General features: G+C 52.8%; 6 protein-coding genes. 5 read left to right on the top strand and 1 reads right to left on the bottom strand.

All coding sequences use genetic code 11. The features are described 5' to 3' along the window. Positions 1–81: 81 nt before the first annotated feature. Positions 82–576: a MarR family winged helix-turn-helix transcriptional regulator gene (locus BCA33_RS16305; RefSeq protein ID WP_071267512.1), complete on the bottom strand. Its 495-nt coding sequence runs from the start codon at positions 574–576 to the stop codon at positions 82–84. Positions 577–793: 217 nt separating this feature from the next. Here BCA33_RS16305 and BCA33_RS16300 point away from each other — a divergent pair, with 217 nt between their 5' ends. The 5 genes from BCA33_RS16300 to BCA33_RS16280 form a co-directional block, all read left to right on the top strand. Continuing rightward, a complete protein-coding gene (locus BCA33_RS16300) occupies positions 794–1,906 on the top strand; it encodes a branched-chain amino acid ABC transporter substrate-binding protein (protein WP_071267510.1) in 1,113 nt (370 codons plus the stop codon). A 161-nt stretch (positions 1,907–2,067) separates the two neighbouring features. Then, positions 2,068–2,991, top strand: a complete 924-nt coding sequence (gene livH / locus BCA33_RS16295) for a high-affinity branched-chain amino acid ABC transporter permease LivH (RefSeq protein WP_071267508.1) — start codon at positions 2,068–2,070, stop codon at positions 2,989–2,991. Beyond that, positions 2,991–4,262, top strand: coding sequence for a high-affinity branched-chain amino acid ABC transporter permease LivM (locus tag BCA33_RS16290; RefSeq protein WP_071267506.1), 1,272 nt, complete (start codon positions 2,991–2,993; stop codon positions 4,260–4,262). Before livH ends, BCA33_RS16290 begins: the two co-directional genes overlap by 1 nt. 6 nt (positions 4,263–4,268) lie before the next feature. After that, the gene (gene livG, locus BCA33_RS16285; RefSeq protein ID WP_071267504.1) at positions 4,269–5,024 is read left to right on the top strand and encodes a high-affinity branched-chain amino acid ABC transporter ATP-binding protein LivG; all 756 of its coding nucleotides are present in this window, start codon (positions 4,269–4,271) and stop codon (positions 5,022–5,024) included. Between the two features lie 9 nt (positions 5,025–5,033). Further along, positions 5,034–5,513 (top strand): ABC transporter ATP-binding protein (locus BCA33_RS16280; RefSeq protein WP_071267514.1); only part of this gene is annotated, 480 nt, incomplete at its 3' end.

Genomic DNA, 5,513 nt, shown 5'->3' with positions numbered 1-5,513 from the left:
ACAACGATGTGTTTCAGGTGTGCTTTGGCAACAAACCCCGAACAGACTCGTCTGTGCACTAAACCGGTGAAAGGAGAAGGCCTAGGCTTTTTCCTTCCATCCATCGTCTTTCAGCATAGGGCCAACATCCAATACGGGTGAGGCATCAATGTCGTCTGCATCCATCATGTTCGCAACCCGCTGCAGCGACGCCAGGATCATGTTTTGTTCCCACTCGTGCAGGTTCTGGAACTTCTTAATGAAATCTTCCTGTAGTGGGTTCGGCGCACGAGAAAGTATATCTGCACCACTCTCAGTAAGGTGCGCATGAACCTTGCGTTTATCCTGAGTGCTGCGAACACGGTAAACCAACTGCCGATGTTCCAGGCGATCAAGGATCGTTGTAACAGTAGCCTGGCTTAGACTTACCTTGTCGGCAATGGTGCCGATAGTAACCTCACCCAGGTCCCGAATTGTTCGCATGATTAAGAGCTGCGGGCCAGTAAGACCGGCATTTTTGCTGAGACGTTTGGAATGAAGATCCGTTGCCCGGATAACACGTCTGAGCGCTACCAAAACATGTTCATAGTTGTTCACTGTGCTACTACTCCAATGAGGCCTTTCGCCTTTTATTTACACCACTAAGCATTAAAGGTTTTTGTACCCTTGAATGCAAGTAGCGGTTTTTACCTGCTCCCTCCAAAGTGTTAAATTACCGACCAGGCCTTCGGCCAACTTGACAAGGTCACATCGGTAGTGTTTGTTTACCCTTTGAGACCATAATAATAATGCTGAAGAACACAGGATAAACACAATGACAACTCCACTAAAAAAACTCGTCACCGCCGTTAGTACTACCGTTGCCCTCATGGGCGCGGGTTACGCAACCGCAGACATACAAATCGGTATTGCAGGCCCAATGACCGGCCCCGTTGCCCAGTATGGCGACATGCAATTCTCCGGTGCTCGTATGGCCATTGAGCGAATCAACGCCAATGGCGGCGTGATGGGCGAAAAGCTCGTCGCCGTAGAATACGACGACGTATGCGACCCCAAGCAGGCCGTTACGGTAGCAAACCGCCTGGTGAACGATGGCGTAAAATTTGTAATTGGTCACCTTTGCTCCAGCTCGACCCAACCTGCCTCAGACATTTATGAGGATGAAGGCATACTGATGATTACTCCGGCCTCAACCAGCCCGGAAGTCACAGAGCGTGGCTATGAGCTGGTTTTCCGTACCATCGGGCTCGACAGCATGCAGGGCCCTGTTGCCGGTAACTACATCGCCAGCCAGAACCCTGAGCGCGTTGCAATTATTCACGATAAGCAGCAGTACGGCGAAGGCATTGCCACCGCAGTACGCGATACCCTGAAAGACAAAGGCATCGAGATTGCCATGTTTGAAGGTGTTACCGCCGGCGACAAAGATTTTTCATCGCTAGTGACCAAGCTCAAGCAAGCCAACGTGGATTACGTTTACTTTGGCGGCTACCACCCAGAGCTGGGCCTGATCCTGCGCCAAGCACGCCAGGCCGACCTGGATGCGAAGTTCATGGGTCCTGAAGGCGTTGGTAATAAAGACATCAACACCATTGCCGGTGAAGCCGCAGAAGGACTTTTGGTAACCCTACCCCCAAGCTTTGATGAAAAGGCAGAAAACCAGGATTTGGTAAAAGCCTTCGAAGCCAAGAGTGAGGACCCTTCAGGCCCGTTCGTGCTGACCTCATACGCGGCCGTTCAGCTAGTTGCTGAAGGTATCGAAGCAGCTGAATCCAAAGACCCATTCGACGTTGCAGCAGCCCTACGCAGCGGAACCTTTGAGACACCCATCGGCACAGTTGAATACGACAAAGCCGGCGACATGAAGTCATTCGAGTTTGTTGTGTACGAATGGCATTCAGATGGCAGCAAAACTCCGGTAAACTAAGCCCAATCGTTAATTAACGGTAATCATTAGAGCACCTTCTCACCGCGATCCGGGAGAAGGTGTTTTTCTAGGCTCCTGTTGACTCTGTCTCACACCCAGCGCGGTTATCCCGTGCCCGGGCTGATGCAGCGGAGGGAGCAGGCCTCCGGAGTCAAATAACAATGCAAGACCTCCTTTACTTCTCTCAGCAGCTCATCAACGGGCTGACGATCGGGAGCGCCTACGCCCTGATCGCCATCGGTTATACGATGGTTTACGGCATCATCGGCATGATCAACTTTGCCCATGGTGAGATCTACATGATCGGCGCCTACACCGCGCTTATTGCAATTACCGGCCTCACAGCTCTTGGACTTGCCTGGCTGCCCTTGATCCTTATCGTTGCGCTTCTGTGTGCGATAATTGTTTCCAGCTCTATGGGCTGGGCAGTAGAGCGGGTTGCCTATCGCCCGGTACGTGGCAGGCACCGTCTGATCCCACTGATTTCTGCAATCGGCATGTCCATCTTCTTGCAAAACTACGTTCACCTTGCCCAGGGCTCTCGCAATGTCGGCTTCCCGGCACTTATTGAGGGTGGGTTCAATTTCAGCGCTGATGGCGCGTTCGAAATGTCTCTGTCTTACATGCAGATCACTATTTTTGTAACTACCTTGATTTGCATGACGGCACTCTCGCTGTTCATTTCCCGTTCTCGCACAGGCCGTGCCTGCCGGGCAGTCTCCCAAGATTTAGGCATGGCGAGTCTTCTGGGCATCGACACCAACCGCATTATCTCAGCCACCTTTGTCATCGGCGCCGCGCTGGCGGCAGTGGCCGGCCTGCTCTTGGGCATGTATTACGGTTCGGTTGATCCTTTGTTCGGTTTCATTGCGGGCCTTAAGGCCTTTACGGCCGCCGTGCTTGGCGGTATTGGCAGCATACCCGGCGCCATGCTTGGCGGGCTTATTCTTGGCGTGTCTGAAAGCATGACGTCCGGCTACCTCAGCGGTGAGTATAAAGACGTGGTTTCCTTCGGCTTATTGATCCTCATTTTGCTGTTTAAACCCACGGGGCTGCTTGGCAAACCGGAGGTTGAGAAGATCTGATGGCTGCTAACAATTACAGACACGCGCTATTCTGCGCGATTGTCACGTTGATAATTTCGTTCCCTATTCTCGGTCTCAACCTGGAAGCCCAGGGCGTAAACATCACGCTCACCGGCGCCAAAACCTCAACGTACATTGCCATCTTTATGGCCGCTGTTGCGGTATTTGTATTCCAGGCGTTCCGTGATTCGTTTATGGGCATGCTGGGCAAATTGCCCACGCTTAATCCTCTTGCACACAAAGAACCCATGGAGCAATCCAAGCGTGTAAAGCTAGAATCCTGGATAATGACCGGGCTCCTGGTGCTGGCTCTGTTCTGGCCCTTCTTTGTCTCGCGAGGCTCTGTAGATCTGGCCACATTGGTGCTGATTTACATCATGCTTGCGCTAGGCCTTAACGTGGTTGTTGGCCTGGCTGGCTTGCTGGATCTCGGCTATGTGGCTTTCTACGCAGTTGGCGCTTACACCTTTGCGCTTTTATCACAATACACGGGCATTTCATTCTGGATGGCCTTGCCCATAGGGGCGCTATTAGCAGGCTTATTTGGGCTACTGCTGGGCTTTCCGGTATTGCGATTACGGGGGGATTATCTGGCCATCGTCACCTTGGGCTTTGGCGAGATCATCCGTATCCTGCTTAACAACTGGACAAGCCTCACCGGCGGCCCAAACGGCATAGGCGGCATACCCGACCCAACCTTTTTCGGCATGGAATTTGGCCGTCGCGTTAAAGAGGAGGGCAATACATCTTTCCACGAAACTTTCGGTATCGCCTACAGCGGAGAGCACAAGGTTATCTTTCTGTACCTGATCGCTCTTGTGCTTGCGGTTATTACTGCGCTGATCATCCGGCGGTTTATGCGCATGCCAGTAGGCCGTGCATGGGAAGCCCTGCGCGAAGATGAAATCGCGGCGCGCTCACTCGGCCTCAGCCGTACCGCTGTCAAACTCTCTGCATTTACCATCGGCGCGTTCTTTGCCGGTTTTGCGGGTACCGTTTTTGCTTCCAAACAAGGGTTTATAAGCCCGGAGTCCTTTGTTTTTCTGGAATCTGCCATCATTCTGGCAATTGTGGTTCTGGGCGGCATGGGATCACAGCTTGGCGTGATACTGGCAGCGATCGCGGTGACCATTTTGCCGGAATTGGCTCGGGAATTTTCCGAATACCGAATGCTGATTTTCGGCGCCGCCATGGTATTGATGATGGTTTGGCGTCCACAGGGCATGCTGCCTATGAAGCGTATTCATATCAAATTGCACAAGCAGGAGTGACGGACGATGCTTGAAGTACAGAATCTGTCCATGCGCTTTGGCGGCCTGCTGGCGGTAGACCAGGTGTCACTGGACGTTAAGGAACGGGAAATCGTGTCCATCATCGGACCCAACGGGGCCGGAAAAACCACCGTGTTCAACTGCATGAGCGGTTTTTATAAACCGACCGGTGGCAAAATTCTTTTCGAAGGCAAAGAAATGCAAGGCAAGCCGGATTACAAAATCTCCCGGCTGGGCATGGTAAGAACCTTTCAGCACGTTCGTCTGTTCACCCAGATGTCGGTTGTGGAAAACTTGCTTGTGGCCCAACACCGCCACCTAAACACCAACATGCTTGCAGGCCTTCTGGGCACCCCCAACTACAAGGCGCGGGAACAGAAGTCACTGGATCGCGCGGCTTACTGGCTGGAACGCGTCGGCCTTCTGGATCTCGCCAACCGGGATGCAGGTAATTTGGCATACGGCCAGCAACGGCGACTTGAAATAGCTCGCTGCATGGTTACCGAGCCCAAACTATTAATGCTCGACGAGCCAGCAGCCGGCCTCAACCCGGCGGAAACCAAAGAACTCAATCAGCTTATCATCAGCCTGAAGGAGGACTACAACGTTTCCGTGGTGTTGATTGAGCACGACATGAGCCTGGTAATGGATATTTCTGACCGGATTAACGTCATCAACCAGGGCAAGCCCTTGGCCAGTGGTACGCCGGAAGAAATCCGCCATAACGACGACGTGATCAAAGCCTACCTGGGCGAGGCCTGAAACATGAGCATGCTTGTACTAGAAGATGTCCACACCCATTACGGAAAGATTGAAGCCCTGCACGGGGTTTCTGTTGAAGTTAACCGGGGCGAAATCGTATCGCTGATCGGCGCAAACGGCGCTGGAAAAACCACACTTCTAATGACCGTGTGTGGAACGCCACAGGCCAGTTCTGGACGCATAATCCTGGAGGGCCGAGATATCACCAACGAACCCACAGCAAAGATCATGCGCTCGGGACTGGCCATAGTGCCTGAAGGCAGGCGAATATTTTCTGGCCTTACGGTTGAAGAGAACCTGCACATGGGCGGGTTCTTCAATACGAAATCCGAGATACGCAAAAGCCAAGCGCATGTGTACGAGCTCTTCCCGCGCCTGAAAGAACGTGAACTGCAGCGCGCGGGCACCATGTCTGGTGGTGAACAACAAATGCTGGCAATCGGGCGCGCGCTTATGAGCCGCCCAAACATGATTATATTGGATGAACCT

Source organism: Marinobacter sp. AC-23 (assembly GCF_001858325.1).
Classification (GTDB): Bacteria; Pseudomonadota; Gammaproteobacteria; order Pseudomonadales; family Oleiphilaceae; genus Marinobacter.
Note: the sequence above shows the minus strand (reverse complement) of the source record. Positions and strands in the feature narration are given on the sequence as shown.

Bases quoted from the DNA above. Each gene is read 5' to 3' on its own strand.
- BCA33_RS16290 (WP_071267506.1), top strand. From the start codon at position 2,991: ATGGCTGCTAACAATTACAGACACGCGCTATTCTGCGCGATTGTCACG.
- livG (WP_071267504.1), top strand. From the start codon at position 4,269: ATGCTTGAAGTACAGAATCTGTCCATGCGCTTTGGCGGCCTGCTGGCG.
- livH (WP_071267508.1), top strand. From the start codon at position 2,068: ATGCAAGACCTCCTTTACTTCTCTCAGCAGCTCATCAACGGGCTGACG.
- BCA33_RS16300 (WP_071267510.1), top strand. From the start codon at position 794: ATGACAACTCCACTAAAAAAACTCGTCACCGCCGTTAGTACTACCGTT.